This window comes from Pseudoduganella lurida, from assembly GCF_007830455.1.
Classification (GTDB): domain Bacteria; phylum Pseudomonadota; class Gammaproteobacteria; order Burkholderiales; family Burkholderiaceae_D; genus Rugamonas; species Rugamonas lurida.
On the sequence record NZ_VLLB01000007.1, the window covers coordinates 37,013 to 54,396 of the forward strand.

Here is a 17,384-nt window from a genome sequence, read left to right on the forward strand (position 1 = left end):
CGCCGTCGTCATGCCCAAGAAGCTATTGCCCCCCATCGCAACGCCCACACTCGTGCAGGAACGCCTGACGAGCTGGGGTAGATGCATCCTGAACGAACGCCTGCGCCAGCGCATCAAGGTCGCCGACCTGTGTGCCAGGGTCGGCGTTTCCGAGGCTACGCTGCGTCGGCTGGAGCGCGGTGACCCCGGTGCGGCCGTGGGCACCTATCTGACGGCGCTTCTCGTGCTGGGCGTCTTCGATGACGCCGTGCCGGCGTTGCCGCAATCACTCATGCTGGCGTCCGGCCAGCGGCGGGTGAAGTCCACCCGGCAGGAGCGCGAGCATGATGCGGATTACTTCTAGGCCCCTGTATATCTACCTGCAGCGCCCCGATACCGGCGAGTGGATCACCGCGGGACGCTAAGTGGATGGCATGTTCCGCTATGCGCCAAGTTATGCGGACGCCGGCCTGGCATGGTCGATTGACACAATCAATCTGCCCTTCCGGGCCCGTCACTGAGCCCCATCGCCCTCATGCAGCATCGCATCCAGCGCATCGAAGCGGCTGTCCCATAGTTGACGGTTCAGGGCCACCCAGTCCGCCAGCACATCCAGCCCGCGGCGGTCCATTTCGCAGATGCGCACCCGGCCCACCTTGCGGGTCTGCAGCAGGCCGCACGCTTGCAGGATGCGCACGTGCTGCGAGATGGCCGTCAATGTGACGCCCAGCGCCTGTGCCAGCGCGCTGACCGACTGCGGCCCCTGCAGCACGATGCGGTGGATGGCGCGCCGGGTGGCGTCGCCGAGGGCGGCGAGCACGTCATCGGCCTCGGTCATCGGCATGGCCGGTGTCATTCGGGCTCCTCCAGCGCCGCCTGCAGCTGGTCGAGCAGCTGCTGCCAGCCGGCGCGGCGCAGTTCGGGACCATCGGCGCCGTCGAAGAACGCGGCCTGGTGGGTGAACAGCAGCCGTGTCGTGCCGCCGGCCGTGGCGGTGAACTCGAAGGTGTGCACCGAAGCCGAAATCCTCTGGCCGCCGATGGCCATCGTGGCGGCAGCGACGATCCGCCGGTCCGGTACCAGGTCGAGGAACACGCCATCCGATGCCAGGCTGACGCCGGCGAACGGCGAGCCGGCCTTGAAGCGGTAGCGCGCCTCCTCGCGCCCGCCCACCTCGAACTGCATCGTGAACTGCTCGACCTCGTGATGCTCGCCCTCGGCGAACCAGCGCTGCTTGCGGCGCGGGTCGGCAAACGCGGCGTACACGCGCTCCGGCGCGGCAGGGAATGCGCGCTCGATGGTGAAGGTGTCGAACTGGGCTGGACCCGTCATGATCGTCTCCTTGCTGAAGTTGGGACTTCAGTATTTGCCGCCAGCTCGCGAAAGTCAAGTGACAACTTCAGTTTTAGCAACGCCGAGCTATGCTTAATCGGTATAGCCCTGGCGCGATAAGCCATATTTCCCGGAGGGGCGACGGCGGTACACTGGCGCCCTCCCTCTCTCCCTGGCCGCCATGAAAATCACCAAGCTCACGCTGTACCGTGTTCCGCCGCGCTGGATGTTCCTGAAGATCGAGACCGATGAAGGCGTGACCGGCTGGGGCGAACCCGTGATCGAAGGGCGCGCGCGCACCGTCGAGGCGGCGGTCAACGAGCTGACGGACTACCTGGTCGGCCAGGATCCATGCCGCATCAACGACCTGTGGCAGGTGATGTACCGGGGCGGCTTCTACCGCGGCGGGCCGATCATGATGAGCGCGATCGCCGGCGTGGACCAGGCGCTGTGGGACATCAAGGGCAAGCTGCTGGGCGTGCCCGTCTACGAGCTGCTGGGCGGCCGCGTGCGGGACAGGATGAAGATGTACAGCTGGGTGGGCGGCGACCGGCCGGCTGAAGTCATCGAAGGCATCCACACGCTGCGCGAGATCGGCATCGATACCTTCAAGCTCAATGGCACGGAGGAGCTGGGCATCGTCGACACGGCGGCCAAGGTGGATGCCGCCGTCGGCCGCATCGCACAGATCCGCGATGCGTTCGGCAAGACGATCGAATTCGGCATCGACTTCCATGGCCGCGTGGCCGCGCCGATGGCGAAGGTGTTGTTGCGCGAGCTGGAGCCGTTCCGGCCCCTGTTCGTGGAAGAGCCGGTGCTGCCGGAGCAGGCCGAGTACTACCCGCGCCTGGCCGAAGCCACGGCGATTCCGCTGGCGGCCGGCGAACGCATGTTCTCGCGCTTCGAGTTCAAGCACGTGTTCCGGCGTGGCGGCATCGCCATCGTGCAGCCCGACCTGTCCCACGCCGGTGGCATCACGGAGTGCGTGAAGATCGCCTCGATGGCCGAAGCGTACGACGTGGCGTTCGCGCCGCACTGTCCGCTCGGTCCCGTGGCGCTGGCGGCCTGCCTGCAGGTGGACTTCGTGGCGCACAACGCCGTGCTGCAGGAGCAGAGCATGGGCATCCACTACAACAAGGGCGCGGAGCTGTTCGATTACGTGCTCAATCCCGAAGACTTCGTCATCACCGATGGCTATTTCCCGCCGCTGCCCAAGCCGGGCCTGGGCGTGATCGTCGACGAGGAGCGCGTGATCGCGGCGAGCCGGAATGCGCCGGACTGGCGCAATCCCGTGTGGCGCCATCCCGACGGCAGCGTGGCGGAGTGGTGATGGCAATGGTGAACGGCGCGGCACTGATCGGCGTCGACTGGGGCAGCACCAGCCTGCGCGCCTGGCTGATCGCGGCGGATGGCACCGTGCTGGCGGAACGCACGGCGGAGCAGGGCGCGTCCACCTTGTCCGGCCACGCTGCGTTCACGGCCGCCTTCGATGAAGTCACCGGCGCATGGCACGCTGCGCATCCGAGGCTGCCCGTGATCGCCTGCGGCATGGTCGGCAGCACGCACGGCTGGCGGGACGTGCCGTATGCGCCTTGTCCCGCCGGTGCCGCCGCGCTGGCCGCCGGCCTGCAGCGGCCGCAGGACGGTCCGCACATCGTGCCCGGCGTGCTGTTCGACGGGGCCGGCCTGCCGCCGGACGTGATGCGCGGCGAGGAAACGCAGATCGTCGGCGCGCTGCACCTGCACGAGACGCTGCGGGCAGCGAGCTGCATCGTCTTGCCCGGCACGCACTCGAAATGGACGCAGGTGCGCGATGAACAAATCGTGCGCTTCGCCACCCACATGACGGGCGAGCTGTACGCCGTGCTGCGCCAGCATTCGGTGCTGGGGCGGCTGATGCCGAAGGACGCCGGGCCGGATCCGGACGCCTTCGTGCAGGGCGTGGATGCCGCGCGCGATCATGGCGACCTGGGCCTGCCGCACCAGCTGTTCGCGGCGCGCAGCCTGGGCGTCACGCACAAGCTGCCGCATGCCGCGCTGGCCGATTACCTCTCCGGCCTCCTGATCGGCCACGAGCTGCACGCCGGCCTGCAATGGCGCGCCGCGGCCGGATTGAATGCGAAGCCGCTGGCGCTGGTCGGCGCCACGAAGCTGTGCGCCCGCTACCAGCTGGCTCTGCAGCGTTTCGGCATTCCCACCGACCTGGTACTGGACAACACGGCCCCCGCCGGCCTGCTGGCGCTGGCCCGCCAGGCCGGCCTGCTGCAAAAGGAAGACCATGACTGACCTGTTCGACACCGCCTTCAATCACCTGCCGCTGGTAGCCATCCTGCGCGGCCTGCAGCCAACCGAGGCCGAAGGCATCGGCGCCGCGCTGTACGATGCGGGCTTCCGCATCATCGAGGTGCCGCTGAATTCACCGCAGCCATTCGACTCCATCGAAAAGCTGGCGCGCAGCCTGCCGGCCGATGCCATCATCGGCGCCGGCACGGTGCTCGATACTGAAGCCGTGGCGCAGGTGCGCGATGCCGGCGGCAGGATCATCGTGATGCCCCATGCGGACCTGGACGTGATCCGCGCGGCGAAAGCGGCCGGCATGGTCTGCGTGCCCGGCGTGGCCACGCCCACCGAAGCCTTCGCCGCCCGCCAGGCCGGTGCCGATGCCCTGAAACTGTTCCCCGCGGAGCTGGTCACGCCGGCCATCGTGCGGGCCCTGCGGGCCGTGCTGCCGAAAGAACTGCGGCTGCTGCCCGTCGGCGGCATCACGCCGGACAATATGGCGGAGTACCGCGCCGCGGGCGTGGCCGGCTTCGGCCTCGGTTCCGCGCTGTACAAGCCGGGCATGGATGCGGCCACGGTGGGCGCCAATGCGCGCCGCTTCGCCGCGGCCTGGGGCTGAATCGGCCAGCCGGCAATGGAACCACAAGCAGCACGAACAAGCCGCACGAACAAGCCGCACTACAGGAGACCCCATGAAGCACCATCACACCAGCGCACTGGCGCTGGCGCTGGCCTGCGCCGCCTTCGGCAGCCACGCACAGCAGACCATCACGGTCGACGCGGCCGCACCGGCCGGCGATCCCGCCACCGGCTACCTGAAACTGGGCACCGCGAAGTCGTCCACCGGCCAGATTCTGGGCGTGAACAACCGTTACCTGACCCTGGACGGCAAGCCGTGGATGCCCGTGATGGGCGAGTTCCACTACACGCGCAGCCCGGCCGACACGTGGGAAGCGGAACTGGCGAAGATGAAGGCGGCCGGCATCACGGCCGTGGCCAGCTACGTGATCTGGAACCACCACGAAGCGCAGAACGGCGTATTCGACTGGAAGGGCAACCGCGACCTGAAACGCTTCCTGCAGCTGTGCCGGAAAGTCGGCCTGAAAGCCGTCGTGCGCATCGGCCCGTGGGCGCATGCGGAGGTGCGCTACGGCGGCATCCCGGACTGGGTGGTGAACGGCATGCGCACGCGCGGCAACGATCCCCAGTACCTGCGCTACGTCACGCGCCTGTACCGGCAGATCGGCCTGCAGCTGAAGGGCGAGTTGTGGAAGGATGGCGGCCCGGTGATCGGCATCCAGCTGGAAAACGAATACAACCTGGTGGGGCCGGGGCAGGGCGCGGAACATATCTCGATGCTGAAAAAACTGGCGATCGATGCCGGCATGGATGCGCCGCTATACACCGTCACCGGCTGGGACGGGGCGCAGTACCCGTCCGGCGAAGTCACGCCCGTCTTTGGCGGCTACCCCGATGAACCGTGGGCGGCGTCCAGCACCGAACTGCCGCCGAAGGAGACTTACGCGTTCCGCTTCGACAGCCGCGTCAGCGGTGATCTCGGCGCGCAGACCAAGTCGCATGGCCGCGGCACGGCCGAATCGGACATCGACAGGACGCCGTTCCTGGGTGCCGAATACGGTGCCGGCCTGCCGTTCATGTACCGCCGCCGCCCCGTGGTGTCGCCGGACGATATCGCCTCGATGCTGCCAGTGCAGCTGGGCTCCGGCGTGAACCTGATGGGCTACTACATGTTCCACGGCGGTCGCAATCCGCAGGGCGGCACCACGCTGGAGGAAAGCACGCTGTCCGGCGGCTACAACGACACGCCGGCGATCAGCTACGACTTCCAGGCGCCGCTCGGGCCGGACGGCCAGCAGCGCGCCGTGCTGACCTACCTGCGCCCGTTCCACCACTTCATCAACGACTTCGGCAGCCGCCTGGCGCCGATGACGGTGCGCAAACCCGATACCACGCCGAGCGGCCCGACGGACCTGAAGACGCCCCGCGTGGCCGTGCGCAGTGCGGGCGACAGCGCCTTCGTCTTCGTGAACAACCACGTGCGCCAGTATGCGCTGCCCACGCAGTCGCTGCGCTTCAACGTGAAGCTGGCCGGCGGCGCGGTGGCCTTCCCGCGCCGTGCGGTGGACGTGCCGAACGGCGCCTATTTCATCTGGCCCGTGAACTTCGACCTGGACGGCACGCGCCTGCGCTACGCCACGGCGCAGCCGGTGGCCCGCCTGGATGGCGGTGCGGACGGCATCACCTATGTGTTCGCGGCCAGCGGCAGGATTCCCGTCGAGCTGGCGCTGGAAGACACCGGTGCCGCCATCGAGACGCGCGCCCACAAGAGCATCGAAGGCGGCGCGACGATCGTCGACGGCATCGAGCCGGGCACCCTGCGCGCACTGACGATCCGCCGCGCCGGCGGCCGTCCCGTGCACGTGCTGGTGCTCGATGCCGAGCAGGCGCGCCAGCTGGCCATCGGCGACTTTGGCGAAAAGGGCGGCCAGCGCCGCCTGGTGCTGACCAACCAGCAGGCCTGGTTCGACGGCGGCAAGCTGCAACTGCGTTCGGTGGGCGCCAACAACCTGCGTTTCGCGGTGTACCCGGCACTGAAACAGACGCCCAAGGCGACGACCGTCCTGCGCGCGGCCGGCAACGACGGCATCTTCCAGGCCTTCGAAGCCACGCTGCCGGCGAAGCACCTGCAGGCGGGCTTCACGCCGCTGCGCGAAGCGACCGACGCGCCACCGATCCAGAAGGGCGGCTTCGCAAAAGCGGCGCTGCAGCCGATTCCGGAAGCGTGGCGCACCGCCGCGGCCTGGAAGATCACGCTGCCGGCGGATGCCCTCAAGGATGTCGACGACGCGCTGCTGCGCATCGACTTTACCGGCGACATGGCCCGCCTGTTCGACGGCACGCGCCTGGCGGACGACTGGTATTACAGCGGCTACGGCTGGGAAGTGGGCCTGAAGGGGCTGGCCCAGCGTAACGAACTGTCACTCGCGGTGCTGCCATTGCGCGCCGATGCGCCGGTCTACCTGCCGAAGGAAGGCCGGCCGGCGTTCTCTGGGAAACAACAGTTGGTTCATTTGAACAAGTTATATCTGACGCCAGTGTATAAAATCACGGTTTCGCCGTAATTTTTGTTCAAATTGTTCAACGTTGGAGACAGTATGAGTTTCAATCAGTACCCCGGCCGCCGCCACGCCATCGCGATCGCCTGCGCCCTGTGCGCACTGCCCGCCCTGGCCCAGACCACCGGCGCGGCCGACAACGCAGCGACTGCAGCAGACACCACCCCGGTCGCCGCGGAACAGCAGGTCGTCGTCACCGGCATGCGTGCCAGCCTGCAGAAAGCCCAGGACCTGAAGCGCAATGCCGACCAGGTCGTCGATTCCATCGTGGCCGACGATATCGGCAAGCTGCCCGATTCCAACGTGGCCGAAGCGCTGCAGCGCATCACCGGCGTGCAGATCTCGCGTTCGCGCGGCGAAGGCGACCGCGTGCAGATCCGCGGCCTGTCGCAGACCCAGACGCTGGTCAACGGCCGTTCCATCTTCACGGCCGGCAAGGAACGCGGTCTGTCGTTCCAGGACGTGCCGTCCGAGCTGCTGGCCGGCGCCGACGTTTACAAAACCCCGACCGCCGAACAGGTGGAAGGCGGCATCGGCGGCCTGATCGACCTGCGCATGCGCCGGCCGTTCGATTTCGCCGGCTTCAAGGTGGCCGGTACCGTGAAGGCCACGGACGCCGACTACGCCGACAAGCGCAATGGCGAAGGCTCCCTGCTGGTCAGCAACCGCTGGAAATCCGGCGGCCAGGACTTCGGCGCGCTGCTCAGCGTTGCGCACCAGAAGCGCAACTACCGTTCGGACACGCAGGAACTGGGCGCACCGGCCCAGCTGGCGGACGGCTCCGGCGCCTATGCGCCGATCGGCGCCTGGTACTCGTATGAGCTGGGCGAGCGCGAACGCACCGGCGTGAACGCTTCGCTGCAATGGCGTCCGTCCCGCGAACTGGAGCTGTACGCGGATGCCGCCTACACGAAGCTGGAAACCACCACCGACACCTACGGCTACTACGCGTCGCCGTACTGGCCGAACTGGACTGCCGCAACCAACGCCGGCGCCCTGTGGCCGCGCGGCGCCGTCACCACGCAGAACGGCAATGTCACGAAAGGCACCTTCTACGGCGCCGACACGACGACCTCCGGCTACATCGGCGACAACGACACGAAGACGCGCCAGCTGGCCATCGGCGGCCGCTGGAAGTCCGGCGACTGGACCGTCAAGTCGGAACTGGGCTACACGAAGAGCGATTTCGCCCGCGTGTACCAGGAAGTGCGCCTGGGCGCCTCGACCAGCAGCCCGGCCTTCACGTATGACCTGACGACGGACATCCCGTCCGCCTACCCGGAGCTCTCGAACCCGAACGACCTGCTGACGCCATCGCAGTACTGGGCCAGCAAGGCGCTGTACTTCCGCCAGAAGAACGACGGTAAAGAGACCGTGTGGCGCGGCGACGTGGAACGCAGCCTCGATTCCACGTTCATCCCCCGCATCAAGGCCGGCGTGCGCTACTCCGACCGCAAGGCAACCAGCTCGGAAGTGAACACGATCAACGACATCTGGAGCGCTGCCGGCACCGGCGCCGTGGGCGGTGCCGTGGCCGGCCTGGCCAGCCAGATCGGTCCGATCCCGTACAACAACCTGCTGGAACGCGAAGGCTACGGCCAGTATCCGAAGCAGTGGCTGTCGATCGCCAACCTGGACTGGCTGCGCAATCCGCAGGCCGTGCATGACACGCTGGGCCTGACCCTGCCGGGCTTCGATGCGGCGCAGACGTTCGATTTCTCCGAGAAGACCAGCGCCATCTACGGCATGGCCGACTTCGAGTCCGAACTGATGGGCAAGTCGATCACCGGTAACTTCGGCGTGCGCTACGTGCGTACCAAGACCACGCGCGGCTGGCAGCAGTCGCAGAACGGCACCTACGTCCCGCAGCACAACGACACGACGGACGACGACTTCCTGCCGAGCGTGAACATCAAGATGGACGTGACGGACAAGCTGGTGGCCCGCCTGTCGGCCTCGAAAGTGGTGACGCGGCCGAACTTCGACCAGCTGACCCCGAGCCTGTCGCTGAACGCCAACGACCGCACCGGCTACCTGGGCAACCCGGACCTGCAGCCGCTGTCGGCACGCCAGCTGGACGGCACGCTGGAGTACTACCTGAGCAAGAGCGACTACGTGTTCGGCGCGGCGTTCTACAAGAAGGTGGACGGCTTCATCCAGACCACCACGGGCGACATCCAGTACAGCGGCACCACGTACAGCGTGCGCACGCCGCAGAACGGCCAGGATGGCACCATCAAGGGCCTGGAACTGGGCTACCAGGGCTTCTTCACGAACCTGCCGGGCATGCTGTCGGGCCTGGGCCTGCAAGCCAACTTCACCTACGTCGACAGCAAGGCGCCGGGTCCGATCCAGGGCCAGGAAACCACGCTGGAAGGCCTGTCGAAGCAGAGCTACAACATCGTCGGCATGTACGACTGGCAGGACTTCGGCATGCGCCTGGCGTACAACTACCGCGGCAAGTACCTGTCCGGCACGCAGAACTACTACGTGAACAACGGCGCCACGATGGCGCAGACGGCCACGTACATGGAAGGCTACGGCATGGTCGATGGCTACATGAGCTATGCGCTGAACAAGAACCTGAAGGTGGCGTTCGAAGTGAACAACCTGACGCGCAAGTCCCGCCGCAGCTACTACGGCGTGACCGGCACGCCGTTCGGCCGCTACGTGGATGACCGCCGCTTCGGCATCAGCCTGCAGGCCAATATGTAATTGCGGTATCGGCGTGGCGCCTTCGGGTGCCACGCTTTTTTTTTATCGGTACGTTCCACATCGAAGGAGGCCCCATGGCGCAGCGTTTGCAGGACAAGGTCGTCATCGTGACGGGCTCCACGCAGGGCATCGGCCGCGCCATCGCGCGGCTGTTCGTGGCGGAAGGCGCCAGCGTGGTGCTGAACAGCCATGTCGACGACGCGTTCGCGGCACAGGTACGGGCCGAGCTGCCCGCCGGGCTGTACGTGACGGCCGATATCTCGCGGCGCGACGAGGTCGAGGCCATGGTGGCGCAGACGATCGCGCGCTTCGGCCGCGTCGATGTCGTCGTCAACAACGCCGGCATGAACGTCTTCACCGATCCGCTGCAGATGACGCAGGAGGAGTGGCAGCGCTGCTTTTCCGTCGACCTGGAAGGGGCCTGGAATGTCAGCCGCGCAGCGCTGCCATCGATGCTGGCGCAGGGTGCCGGCAGCATCGTCAACATCGCTTCCATCCACGGCCACAGGATCATTCCGGGCTGCTTCCCTTATCCGGTCGCGAAGCATGCGCTGATCGGGCTCACGCGCTCGCTGGGCATCGAGTACGCGGCGCGCGGCATCCGCGTCAATTCCATTTCGCCGGGCCTGATCATGACGGAGAACGCGCGCGCCTGGCTCGACTCGTTCCCCGATCCGCAGGCCGAATACGAACGGCAGGCGGCGCTGCTGCCCGTCAAGCGCATCGGCGAGCCGGAGGAGGTGGCCTACACGGCGCTGTTCCTGGCCAGCGACGAAGCGCGCTTCATCAACGCCACGGACATCCTGATTGACGGTGGCAGGTCGCATCTCTACCATGACTGAAGCTTGAAGCTTCCACTATGACCGACCTGCCCTCCGACCGCTTCGTCCGCTCCCACCTCAAGATGCGCCAGCTCGTGCTGCTGGTGGAGCTGGGCCGGCACGGGTCGATCCTGCATGCGGCGGCGGCCGCGCACCTCACGCAGCCGGCCGCCTCGAAACTCCTCGCCGAACTGGAACATGCGCTGAACGTGCCGCTGTTCGAGCGGCTGCCGCGCGGCGTGCTGCCCACCTGGTATGGCGAAGTGCTGATCCGACGGGCCGGCGCCGCGCTGGCCGAGATGGATGCCGCGCACCAGGAGGTGATGGAGCTGCTCTCCGGCCTGTCCGGCAAGGTGGCCGTCGGCGCCGTGCTCACGCCGTCGACCGGGCTGCTGCCGGATGCGGTCAAGCTCCTCAAGGCGCGCCATCCGCGCGTGCGCGTCGCCATCTCCGTCGATACCAGCAAGCTGCTGGTGGAGCGGCTGCGCGCCGGCGAACTCGATATCGTCATCGGCCGCGTGCTCGATGCGCAGGCGGCCGCGGAACTGCACTTCGAACCCGTCACCGACGAACCGCACAGCGTGATTGCCGCCGCTGGCCACCCGCTGGCCGGGCGCACGGACCTGCGGCTGGCCGACCTGGTGCGCGAACCGTGGATCCTGCCGCCGGCCGGCTCGATCCTGCGCGACCGGCTCGCGGCGCAATTCCTCAATGCCGGCCTGGAGCCGCCCGCGGAGACGGTCGAGACGCTGGCGCTGCCCGTCATCGTCAATCTGCTGGCCGGCAGCCGCATGGTCGTCGCGCTGCCCCAGGAGCTGGTGCAGCCTTATCTCGACATGGGGCTCGTCACGGTACTGCCGTACGACCTGGGACTGACGATGGACCTGTATGGTATCGTCACCCGCCGGCAGCACCGGCTGTCGCCGGGCGCCGAAGCGATGCTGGCCACGCTGCGCGAAGTGACGGCGCAGCGCTACCCCCGAGGAGAACGATGAAGGCCACCAAGATGTTCCGCGCCGCGGAAAAACCCGTGCTGGAAGATGAAGACGCCGGTGCCACGCCGCTGTGCAGCGGTGATGCCAAGGCCGACAAGAAGGTCGGCAAGGCGCTCCACAAGGAAATCGCCACGCTGCAGGAGATGCTGTACGCGGAGCGCAACCGCAAGGTGCTGGTCGTGCTGCAGGGCGTCGACTGCTCCGGCAAGGACGGCACCGTGCACCGCCTGTTCAGCAAGATCAATCCGATGGGCCTGCGGCCGGTGCGCTTCGACGTGCCGACTTCCGCCGACCTGGCGCGCGACTTCCTGTGGCGCGTGCACCTGCAGGTGCCGCGCACGGGCGAGATCGCCGTCTTCAACCGCAGCCACTACGAGGACGTGCTGCATCCGGTTGTCTACGGCACGCTCGATGCGGGCGCGATGGCGCACCGCTACGCGCAGATCCGCGACTTCGAACGCATGCTGGCCGAATCGGGCACGGTGCTGCTGAAGGTCTTCCTGCACATCTCGAAGGACGAACAGCGCCGCCGCCTGCAGGACCGCATCGACGATCCCGAGAAGCACTGGAAGTTCGACCCGTCCGACCTGAAGCACAGGGAACAATGGGACGCCTTCCACGCCGCCTACGAAACGGCCATCATGGAAACCGATGCGCCGCACGCGCCGTGGTACATCGTCCCCGCCGACTCGAAGCCCCACCGCGACATCGCCGTCGCCACGCTGCTCGCCGAAACCCTCCGCGGCATGCACCTCGCCTTCCCGCCGGGCGACCCGAAGCTGGCCAAGCTGAAGGTCAAATAACCCGATTTACTGCCGAGCTCGTGTCCCGCTTTGGGGTCAGGCGTAGTGACACGAACTGAGCATTAGGGGCTCGCACGCTGGTTCTCCAGAGCGGGCCCATGCCGAAAAGCGCCCTACTGACGAGCTCGTGTCACTACGCCTGACCCCATTGTGTGACACGAGCTGAGCAATGTCGTGGTGCCTGGAAGGAATGCGGCTCTGCATGGTCGCATCGTTGCACGGGCGCGGAGCTGCGCTCCACGAAACCCCCGCTCCACCCCCATGGTGTGACACGAGCTCAGCAATGTCCTGGTGCCTGGCACCAGGACACGGGCTCTGCCATTTGGCGTGTCTGCAAGGTCTGCCGTGCTATGGCATAGTTGTTGTCTTGCTTACATGGAGATGACCATGCAACTGAAGGATCAAAGTCTGTTGCGCCAACAGGCGTATATCGATGGGCAATGGGTGGATGCCGATGGTGCCGCCACCATTGCCGTCACCAATCCCGCCACCGGCGAGCAGCTGGGCACCGTGCCGAACATGGGTGCCGACGAGACGCGCCGCGCCATCGAGGCGGCCAGCAAGGCCTGGTCGGCGTGGAAGAAGCTGACCGCCCAGGCCCGCGCGGCCATCCTGCGCAAGTGGTACGAGCTGATCGTCGAGAACGCCGACGACCTGGCCCTGCTGATGACCACCGAGCAGGGCAAGCCGCTGGCCGAGGCGAAGGGCGAAGTCACGTCCGGCGCCGGCTTCATCGAATGGTTCGCCGAGGAAGCCAAGCGCGTCGCCGGCGACACGCTGCAGTCGCCCTGGCAGGACAAGCGCATCATCGTGACGAAGGAGCCGATCGGCGTGTGCGCCGCGATCACGCCGTGGAACTTCCCGATCGCGATGATCACCCGCAAGGCCGGTCCCGCGCTGGCGGCCGGTTGCCCGATGGTGCTGAAGCCCGCCGAAGCCACGCCGTTCTGCGCGCTGGCGCTGGCCGTGCTGGCCGAACGGGCCGGCGTGCCGCCGGGCGTGTTCTCCGTCGTCACCGGTGCGCCGAAGGAAATCGGTGCCGAGATGTGCGCCAACCCGGTCGTGCGCAAGCTGTCGTTCACGGGTTCCACGGCCGTGGGCGCGCTGCTGATGCAGCAGTGCGCACCCACCATCAAGAAGCTGTCGCTGGAACTGGGCGGCAATGCGCCGTTCATCGTGTTCGACGATGCCGACCTGGATGCCGCCGTGGAAGGCGCGATCGCCTCGAAATACCGTAATGCCGGCCAGACCTGCGTGTGCGCGAATCGCCTGTACGTGCAGGATGGCGTGTACGACGCGTTCGCCGAGAAGTTCACGGCCGCCGTCAACAAACTGAAGGTCGGCAACGGCGTGGAGCAGGGCGTCACGCAGGGCCCGCTGATCGACGAGAAGGCGGTGCGCAAGGTCGAGCAGCACGTGGCCGATGCGCTGGCCAAGGGCGGCCGCCTGCTGACGGGCGGTCATCGCCATGCGCTGGGCCACAGCTTCTTCGAGCCCACCGTGATCGCCGATGCCACGAGCGACATGGTGGTCGCCGATGAAGAGACCTTCGGCCCGCTGGCGCCGCTGTTCCGTTTCAAGACGGACGACGAAGCCGTGGCCCTGGCCAACGCCAGCGAGTTCGGCCTCGCTTCCTACTTCTACTCGCGCGACATCGGCCGCGTGTGGCGCATCGCCGAGGGGCTCGAATCCGGCATGGTGGGCGTCAACACGGGCCTGATCTCGACGGAAGTGGCGCCGTTCGGCGGCGTCAAGCAGTCCGGCCTGGGCCGCGAAGGCTCGAAGTACGGCATCGAGGACTACCTGGTCGTGAAATACATCTGCCTCGGCCTGGGCCAGTAAGCGCTCAGAAATCGCGCACGGCGGCCCGTTCCGGCGCCGTGCCGGTCCCCGTCAGGCGTTCCGTCATCCTCTTGATGGCCGCCATCTGCCGGCCGCTTTTGACCGCGTAATCCCGGTCGTCATAGCTGAACCAGTCCCAGCACGCGTTGGGATTGGCGAACGTGAGCGGCGCGGCCTGCGGATAGAGCACCACGATGCGGTTCGTGTCGGCCCAGCGGTTGTAGCCGGCATGGCGGATGTGCACGTCGCCGATCAGCGCGGCCGTCTGCTTGCAGCCGTGGAAGGCCACGTGCAGGCGGCAGCCGGCGGCATCGCCCTCGCATCCGGGCGGCACGTACAGCCAGCCCTTGTCCGCCATGCCGTGGCTGGTGGGATTGGCGAGAAACTCCTCCTGGTCGAATTCCACGAAGCGTCCCGCCGGGTCGCCTTCCGATTTCGGCAGCAGCGGCCCGTAGATCCATTGCAGGAGCTCACCTGCGCCATCCACGGCGCAATTGCTGATGTACGGTGAGCCGAGGTTGGCGCACGGATTGCCGAAGCTGTCCGTGGGAATGGTGTGCTCGGCGCGGATGTCGCTGCGGTAGCGGATGTTCTCCGGCGCGGTGTAGTGCCGGTAGTAGCGTTCCAGGTCGTTCATCACGGGCATCGGCACCACGCTGTCGGCGCGGCCCGAGAACAGCCAGATGCGCTGCCGGGCCAGGTTGGCCGGGGCATCGATCTCGCCATCGCTGGCGTAGCGGTCGGTGGTGTCGATCAGGTCCGGGATATTGGTGCCACCGGGCGTGACGGCGCACCAGGGCGTGCCGGTGGTGCAGCTGCAGATCATGGTGGCGATGGTGACATTGCCGCGCGAGCAGTTGTACGGCCCGCCCGCGATGATGCCGGCGCCGACGACGCTGGCGGAATAGGCGACATCGAACTGCACCGCCATGAAGCCGCCCGAGGACAGGCCGGAGACGGACAGCTGGTCCGCCTTCAGCGCCGGCAGCGGCGTGGTCTGTGCCTGCGCGGTCCCCATGGCCAGCGCGAACAGAAGCGTGAGGAAGGTGCCAAGGAGGCGGCCGGGGCATGTCGTGGCGTGCTTCATGTGAACTCCCATGCGATGGTGGCGGATCACGGTGTTGAAAAAGCCGGCGCGGGAAGAGCGCGAAATCCAGGGAAAAAGTCTAGATCGGGAAGGATCGCGAAGTTCAGGAAAAGTTTCTCAAAAACGTAGGCAAAGTTTAGACAAGGTAAGCGGTACGGCGGCACGGGAGTGACTTACAATGACTCTTCGTTCACGACATCCGGGTTCATCATGACTTCCCCCTTCAGGTTCGCGGCCCTGTCCGCATTCGGTATCGCCTCCGGCCTGCTGGCCAGCACGGCCGCGTTCGCGCAGCAGACGCCGGCCAAGGTGTCGGCGCCGGTTACCACCACGGCCGGCGCGAAGAGCTGCCCCGCCGTGCTGCACCAGACGTTCAAGCGCCTGCAGGACGAAACGCCGCAGGATCTGTGCCAGTACGCCGGCAAGGTCGTCCTCGTCGTCAACACGGCCAGCTATTGCGGCTACACGAAGCAGTACGAAGGCCTGGAAGCGCTGTACAGCAAGTACGCACCCCAGGGCCTGGTGGTGCTGGGCTTCCCGTCGAACGATTTCGGCAACCAGGAACCCGGCTCGGCGAAGGAAATTGCCGAGTTCTGCTACAACACCTACGGCGTGAAGTTCCCCATGTTCGCCAAGACGCCGGTGACGGGTGCGGCAGCCAACCCGCTGTACGCCAGCCTGATCAAGTCGACCGGCAAGGCGCCCGGCTGGAACTTCCATAAATACCTGATCGGCCGCGATGGCAAGGTGATCGACAACTTCCCGAGCAAGGTCACGCCGCAGGACAAGAACCTGGTCGGCGCGATCGAGAAGGCGCTGGCGTCGTAATCCTGTCTTGCCACCTGGTCGGACCCGCCGGGTCCGCCCCCGGCCCATGCTTTCGGGTTTTGCATCGAACCGCCGGCACCCGGCCGGGCGCTACGCCGTCACCAGCCCGAACCCTTCGTCGAGCCAGCCCGTCACGCCGCCGGCCATGATCTTCACGGGCCGCCCCAGCCGCGCCAGCCGGATGGCGGCCCGCGCCGCGCCGTTGCAGTGCGGCCCGGCGCAGTACGTGACGAATACCGTCCCGGCCGGGTAGTGCGCCAGCTTCGAGCCGATGATCTTGCGGTGCGCCAGGTCCACCGCCCCCGGCACGTGGCCCCGTTCGTACTGCGCCGTGCCGCGCACATCGAGCAGCACGAAATCCTGCGCCGGCGTGCCCAGCACGCTGTGCACATCCCAGCAGTCCGTCTCGAATTCCAGCAAGCCCCCGAAATGGGCCAGCGCCGCTTCGGCCGGCGCGGCCGGTACTTCCGTCACGATCGACATCGTCATCCTCCAGTGGTTGGGAAGCTTCATTGTCGGCAACCGCGGACTGGCGCGGCAGTGGCGCGCTTGCCAACCTGCGTTAAGATCGCGCCATGGACAAACCTCATCTGGTGGTGGCGCTGGCCTACGACGGCCTGTGCACCTTCGAATTCGGCTGCACCGTCGAACTGTTCGCGCTCGACCGGCCCGAGCTGGGCGTGCCGTGGTACGACTTCGCCGTCTGCGCGGTGGAGAAGGGTCCGATCCGTGCCGCCGGCGGCATCACCGTGCAGGCCCGCTACGCGCCCGGCCTGCTGAAGCAGGCGGACACGATCGTGATCCCCGGCTGGCGGGGCGCCGATGCCGAACCGCCGCCCGCGCTGCTCAAGGCCCTGCGCGCCGCCCATGCGCGGGGTGCGCGCCTGTGCTCGATCTGTTCCGGCGTGTTCGTGCTGGCCGCGGCCGGCGTACTCGATGGCCAGCGTGCCACCACGCACTGGCGTTATGCCGAGCGCCTGGCGCAGCGCTATCCGTCGATCGGGGTGGAAGCCGATGCGCTGTACATCGACAATGGCCAGGTGATCACGTCGGCCGGTTCGGCGGCGGGCCTGGACATGCTGCTGCACCTGGTGCGGCGCGATTACGGCGCGAAGGTGGGCAACCTGGTGGCGCAGCGGCTGGTGCTGCCGGCGCACCGGGACGGCGGACAGGCGCAGTTCCTGCCGCGGCCCATGCCGGCCGATGAAGCGGGCCGCGTGTCGCGGCTGATGGACTGGCTGCGGCGTCATGCCGCGCAGCCGCACACGATCGCATCGATGGCCGAGCGGGCGGCGATGAGCCCGCGCACGCTGCAGCGCCAGTTCCGCGCGACGGCGGGGATGGGACCGGGCGAATGGCTGATCCGCGAGCGCGTGGCGCTGGCAAAGGAGCTGCTGGAATCGCCGCTGCCGCTGGCGCAGGTGGCCGAGCGGGCCGGCTTCGGCTCCGGCGAGGCGCTGCGCCACCATTTCCGCCGCCTGCTCGCCACCACGCCGGGCGCTTACCGGAAAGCATTCCTTGTTATCGGCGCGGGTGACGGCTAATCTGTGTGGGCCGGTGACTGC

The 17,384-nt window shown here is 67.2% G+C and carries 16 protein-coding genes; 12 read left to right on the forward strand and 4 right to left on the reverse strand.

The window, feature by feature from the left end:
• The first annotated feature begins 10 nt into the window (after positions 1-10).
• Positions 11-343: a helix-turn-helix domain-containing protein gene (locus IP91_RS18720; protein WP_145650621.1), complete on the forward strand. Its 333-nt coding sequence runs from the start codon at positions 11-13 to the stop codon at positions 341-343.
• A gap of 150 nt (positions 344-493) precedes the next feature.
• Here the strand turns inward: IP91_RS18720 and IP91_RS18725 are convergent, their stop codons facing one another.
• Together IP91_RS18725 and IP91_RS18730 are read right to left on the reverse strand one after the other, a co-directional pair.
• A complete protein-coding gene (locus tag IP91_RS18725; protein WP_199754655.1) occupies positions 494-835 on the reverse strand; it encodes an ArsR/SmtB family transcription factor in 342 nt (113 codons plus the stop codon).
• On the reverse strand, positions 832-1,311 hold the full coding sequence (locus IP91_RS18730; protein WP_145650622.1) for an SRPBCC domain-containing protein: 480 nt from the start codon (positions 1,309-1,311) through the stop codon (positions 832-834). The genes IP91_RS18725 and IP91_RS18730 overlap by 4 nt, the downstream gene beginning before the upstream one ends.
• 181 nt (positions 1,312-1,492) lie before the next feature.
• Here IP91_RS18730 and dgoD point away from each other — a divergent pair, with 181 nt between their 5' ends.
• The 9 genes from dgoD (at position 1,493) to gabD (ending at position 13,904) form a co-directional block, all read left to right on the forward strand.
• Complete coding sequence (gene dgoD, locus IP91_RS18735; protein ID WP_145650623.1) at positions 1,493-2,641, forward strand: galactonate dehydratase; 1,149 nt, start codon at positions 1,493-1,495, stop codon at positions 2,639-2,641.
• Positions 2,641-3,597 (forward strand): 2-dehydro-3-deoxygalactonokinase, encoded by a 957-nt coding sequence (locus tag IP91_RS18740; protein ID WP_199754657.1) that lies wholly within the window; start codon positions 2,641-2,643, stop codon positions 3,595-3,597. Before dgoD ends, IP91_RS18740 begins: the two co-directional genes overlap by 1 nt.
• The gene (locus IP91_RS18745) at positions 3,590-4,210 is read left to right on the forward strand and encodes a 2-dehydro-3-deoxy-6-phosphogalactonate aldolase (protein ID WP_145650624.1); all 621 of its coding nucleotides are present in this window, start codon (positions 3,590-3,592) and stop codon (positions 4,208-4,210) included. The genes IP91_RS18740 and IP91_RS18745 overlap by 8 nt, the downstream gene beginning before the upstream one ends.
• A gap of 73 nt (positions 4,211-4,283) precedes the next feature.
• Positions 4,284-6,734 carry a beta-galactosidase gene (locus IP91_RS18750; protein WP_145650625.1) on the forward strand — a complete coding sequence of 817 codons (2,451 nt, stop codon included), beginning with the start codon at positions 4,284-4,286 and terminating at the stop codon, positions 6,732-6,734.
• 33 nt (positions 6,735-6,767) lie between these two features.
• Positions 6,768-9,443 (forward strand): TonB-dependent receptor, encoded by a 2,676-nt coding sequence (locus tag IP91_RS18755; RefSeq protein WP_145650626.1) that lies wholly within the window; start codon positions 6,768-6,770, stop codon positions 9,441-9,443.
• A gap of 74 nt (positions 9,444-9,517) precedes the next feature.
• The gene (locus IP91_RS18760) at positions 9,518-10,285 is read left to right on the forward strand and encodes an SDR family oxidoreductase (protein ID WP_145650627.1); all 768 of its coding nucleotides are present in this window, start codon (positions 9,518-9,520) and stop codon (positions 10,283-10,285) included.
• A 17-nt stretch (positions 10,286-10,302) separates the two neighbouring features.
• Positions 10,303-11,259 carry a LysR substrate-binding domain-containing protein gene (locus tag IP91_RS18765; RefSeq protein ID WP_145650628.1) on the forward strand — a complete coding sequence of 319 codons (957 nt, stop codon included), beginning with the start codon at positions 10,303-10,305 and terminating at the stop codon, positions 11,257-11,259.
• Positions 11,256-12,062 carry a PPK2 family polyphosphate kinase gene (locus IP91_RS18770; RefSeq protein WP_145650629.1) on the forward strand — a complete coding sequence of 269 codons (807 nt, stop codon included), beginning with the start codon at positions 11,256-11,258 and terminating at the stop codon, positions 12,060-12,062. The genes IP91_RS18765 and IP91_RS18770 overlap by 4 nt, the downstream gene beginning before the upstream one ends.
• Positions 12,063-12,443: 381 nt before the next feature.
• Positions 12,444-13,904, forward strand: coding sequence for an NADP-dependent succinate-semialdehyde dehydrogenase (gabD, locus tag IP91_RS18775; protein ID WP_145650630.1), 1,461 nt, complete (start codon positions 12,444-12,446; stop codon positions 13,902-13,904).
• Positions 13,905-13,908: 4 nt separating this feature from the next.
• Here gabD and IP91_RS18780 read toward each other — a convergent pair whose 3' ends face one another.
• On the reverse strand, positions 13,909-14,991 hold the full coding sequence (locus IP91_RS18780) for an extracellular catalytic domain type 2 short-chain-length polyhydroxyalkanoate depolymerase (RefSeq protein ID WP_229474655.1): 1,083 nt from the start codon (positions 14,989-14,991) through the stop codon (positions 13,909-13,911).
• Positions 14,992-15,201: 210 nt separating this feature from the next.
• Between IP91_RS18780 and IP91_RS18785 the strand changes: the two genes are divergently transcribed.
• Positions 15,202-15,819, forward strand: coding sequence for a glutathione peroxidase (locus tag IP91_RS18785; RefSeq protein ID WP_145650631.1), 618 nt, complete (start codon positions 15,202-15,204; stop codon positions 15,817-15,819).
• Positions 15,820-15,909: 90 nt separating this feature from the next.
• Here IP91_RS18785 and IP91_RS18790 read toward each other — a convergent pair whose 3' ends face one another.
• On the reverse strand, positions 15,910-16,302 hold the full coding sequence (locus IP91_RS18790; protein ID WP_145651189.1) for a rhodanese-like domain-containing protein: 393 nt from the start codon (positions 16,300-16,302) through the stop codon (positions 15,910-15,912).
• A 92-nt stretch (positions 16,303-16,394) separates the two neighbouring features.
• Here IP91_RS18790 and ftrA point away from each other — a divergent pair, with 92 nt between their 5' ends.
• Complete coding sequence (ftrA, locus tag IP91_RS18795; RefSeq protein WP_145650632.1) at positions 16,395-17,363, forward strand: transcriptional regulator FtrA; 969 nt, start codon at positions 16,395-16,397, stop codon at positions 17,361-17,363.
• Positions 17,364-17,384 lie beyond the last annotated feature (21 nt).

Coding starts and splice junctions, on each gene's coding strand:
- IP91_RS18720 (WP_145650621.1), top strand. CDS start 11: ATGCCCAAGAAGCTATTGCCCCCCATCGCAACGCCCACACTCGTGCAG.
- IP91_RS18725 (WP_199754655.1), bottom strand. CDS start 835: ATGACACCGGCCATGCCGATGACCGAGGCCGATGACGTGCTCGCCGCC.
- IP91_RS18730 (WP_145650622.1), bottom strand. CDS start 1,311: ATGACGGGTCCAGCCCAGTTCGACACCTTCACCATCGAGCGCGCATTC.
- dgoD (WP_145650623.1), top strand. CDS start 1,493: ATGAAAATCACCAAGCTCACGCTGTACCGTGTTCCGCCGCGCTGGATG.
- IP91_RS18740 (WP_199754657.1), top strand. CDS start 2,641: ATGGCAATGGTGAACGGCGCGGCACTGATCGGCGTCGACTGGGGCAGC.
- IP91_RS18745 (WP_145650624.1), top strand. CDS start 3,590: ATGACTGACCTGTTCGACACCGCCTTCAATCACCTGCCGCTGGTAGCC.
- IP91_RS18750 (WP_145650625.1), top strand. CDS start 4,284: ATGAAGCACCATCACACCAGCGCACTGGCGCTGGCGCTGGCCTGCGCC.
- IP91_RS18755 (WP_145650626.1), top strand. CDS start 6,768: ATGAGTTTCAATCAGTACCCCGGCCGCCGCCACGCCATCGCGATCGCC.
- IP91_RS18760 (WP_145650627.1), top strand. CDS start 9,518: ATGGCGCAGCGTTTGCAGGACAAGGTCGTCATCGTGACGGGCTCCACG.
- IP91_RS18765 (WP_145650628.1), top strand. CDS start 10,303: ATGACCGACCTGCCCTCCGACCGCTTCGTCCGCTCCCACCTCAAGATG.
- IP91_RS18770 (WP_145650629.1), top strand. CDS start 11,256: ATGAAGGCCACCAAGATGTTCCGCGCCGCGGAAAAACCCGTGCTGGAA.
- gabD (WP_145650630.1), top strand. CDS start 12,444: ATGACCATGCAACTGAAGGATCAAAGTCTGTTGCGCCAACAGGCGTAT.
- IP91_RS18780 (WP_229474655.1), bottom strand. CDS start 14,991: ATGAAGCACGCCACGACATGCCCCGGCCGCCTCCTTGGCACCTTCCTC.
- IP91_RS18785 (WP_145650631.1), top strand. CDS start 15,202: ATGACTTCCCCCTTCAGGTTCGCGGCCCTGTCCGCATTCGGTATCGCC.
- IP91_RS18790 (WP_145651189.1), bottom strand. CDS start 16,302: ATGTCGATCGTGACGGAAGTACCGGCCGCGCCGGCCGAAGCGGCGCTG.
- ftrA (WP_145650632.1), top strand. CDS start 16,395: ATGGACAAACCTCATCTGGTGGTGGCGCTGGCCTACGACGGCCTGTGC.